Origin of the sequence: Marinobacter sp. EhC06 (assembly GCF_001650915.1) — a bacterium.
Classification (GTDB): domain Bacteria; phylum Pseudomonadota; class Gammaproteobacteria; order Pseudomonadales; family Oleiphilaceae; genus Marinobacter.
Map to the genome: position 1 here is coordinate 1 of NZ_LXYO01000029.1, position 2,011 is coordinate 2,011.

A 2,011-nucleotide genomic window follows, 5' to 3' on the forward strand; every position below is an offset into this window, starting at 1 on the left:
GTGTTAATCCGGAGGCCTGGCCCCGTGGTCTGCGGGGCATGAAAGCCGTACGTTTTGATCACTGCGCGTTCTGCGGTCCAGAGCTAGCGGCCACCCACGACATTTTCGTGAACGTACTGGGCTTCGACTTGGCTGAGCAGTTAGTGGACCATGAAGGCTCCCGGATTGCGCAGTTCTTTACGGTGTCTATGAAGGCACACGACGTTGCGTTCATCTACCATGAGGAGAAGGGGAAATTCCACCATGCCTCTTTCTGGCTGGAAACCTGGGAGGAAGTGCTGCGCGCGGCGGACCTGATCACCATGACCGATACCTCCATTGACGTTGCACCGACCCGTCATGGCGTAACTCATGGTAAGACCGCTTACTTCTTTGACCCTTCAGGCAACCGTAATGAAGTGTTTTGTGGAGGTGATTACTTCTATCCGGATCACGAGCCAGTCACTTGGAATTCTGAAGAAATGGGCAAAGCGCTCTTCTATCACGACCGGCAAGTTAACGAGCGTTTTATACACGTTTTGACCTAACTGGTGCGGTAGAGGAGGCCAAAGGCCTGGCGGTAAGCATTCTAGTGTGCATCCGCTACCGGGGTAGTGCTGATTCGTTATAGGCCTACATTGACATAAAAATATCTGGATTGAATGGTAAGATAATCATGCACACTTATGTAGATAGCCCAGAAATTGGGAGTGAAATATCTGCGGGAGGCTACCGCACAAACCTACACGACTATGGTGAGGGTGGTTTCCCGGTGATGATGATCCACGGTTCGGGCCCCGGCGTAACCGCTTGGGCGAATTGGCACCTGTTGATTCCTGAGCTGGCCAAGCATCGCCGTGTGGTGGCGCCGGACATGCTGGGCTTTGGATACAGCGAACGTCCGGACGACCAGATCTACAACCGCGAGCGCTGGATGAAGCACGCGGTGGGCGTGATGGATGAACTGGGTCTTGCACAGGTTGATCTGATCGGCAACTCCTTCGGCGGTAGTCTGGCCTTGGCCCTAGCCATTGAGCACCCAGACCGTGTCCGTCGATTAGTGTTGATGGGTTCAGTGGGTGTCAGTTTCCCGATCACGAAGGGGCTGGATCAGGGCTGGGGTTACCAGCCGTCACGGGAAAACATGCGCCGCTTGATGGATGTGTTTGCTTTTAATAAAAGCTTGATCACCAATGAGTTGATTGAAATGCGTTATCAGGCAAGCATTCGCCCGGGGTTCCAGGAGTCGTTTGCCGCTATGTTCCCGGCTCCTCGCCAGCGCTGGGTGGACAACCTGGCCAGCAAAGAAGAAAGCATCCGCAGATTGCCCCACGAAACGCTGGTTCTGCATGGTCGCGAAGATGAAGTCATTCCGCTGGAGGTCTCTTACAAGCTCGCGGAATTGATAGATCGCGCTCAACTCCATGTGTTCGGTCGCTGCGGACATTGGACCCAGATTGAGCACGCCGACCGTTTTGCCCGATTGGTCAATGATTTTCTGCTCGAAGGGGATCAGGCCACTACTCGAGACATGTAATGGATAAGCAAAGAATCCATTATTTTGTTGACGCTTTCTGCGAAGCTATGGTCAAGCAGGAAGCCGTCTGTCTCCTCCACTGACCAAAGCCGTGACGAAGACAACATAATTGATGTTGAACTAAACCGCTTCGCGGTAGCGAGCGGGCCTGGGATTTCCCGCGAGATCCGGTGAACTTGGCTAACAGGTCGAACCGGCACTGGAAAACCCCGTAATCACGATGAGCCTTAAGCTCGCTGAATCAATTGGGAGCCAGTGCGCGGATAGTCCATCAGGGTCTGATGGCTACAAGACGGCATCATTAAAGAGACCGGATACACGTAGGCAGTCGTACCTCAGTCGCGATCAAACAAAGTGCTTGCAATCAAGAGGAGGGGTCGATAAACAGTGACTTCGCAGGCCAATATACCTCGCAAAGCACCAACTGGGCTAATGTAAGCTAAATCTGAAAACCTTCACCTCAGGATAGTCCTGTTTGAATTGCAGGAGAACCCG

2 protein-coding genes are annotated in these 2,011 nt (G+C 53.1%); both read left to right on the forward strand.

What is annotated here, in order from left to right; genetic code table 11:
- The coding region (locus A8B84_RS15855) for a VOC family protein (protein ID WP_201257902.1) at positions 1-527 on the forward strand (527 nt) is incomplete at its 5' end.
- A 128-nt stretch (positions 528-655) separates the two neighbouring features.
- A complete protein-coding gene (locus A8B84_RS15860; RefSeq protein WP_064229045.1) occupies positions 656-1,516 on the forward strand; it encodes an alpha/beta fold hydrolase in 861 nt (286 codons plus the stop codon).
- Positions 1,517-2,011 lie beyond the last annotated feature (495 nt).

Excerpts from the sequence above, each read along its gene's own strand:
- A8B84_RS15860 (WP_064229045.1), top strand. The coding sequence starts at position 656 with ATGCACACTTATGTAGATAGCCCAGAAATTGGGAGTGAAATATCTGCG.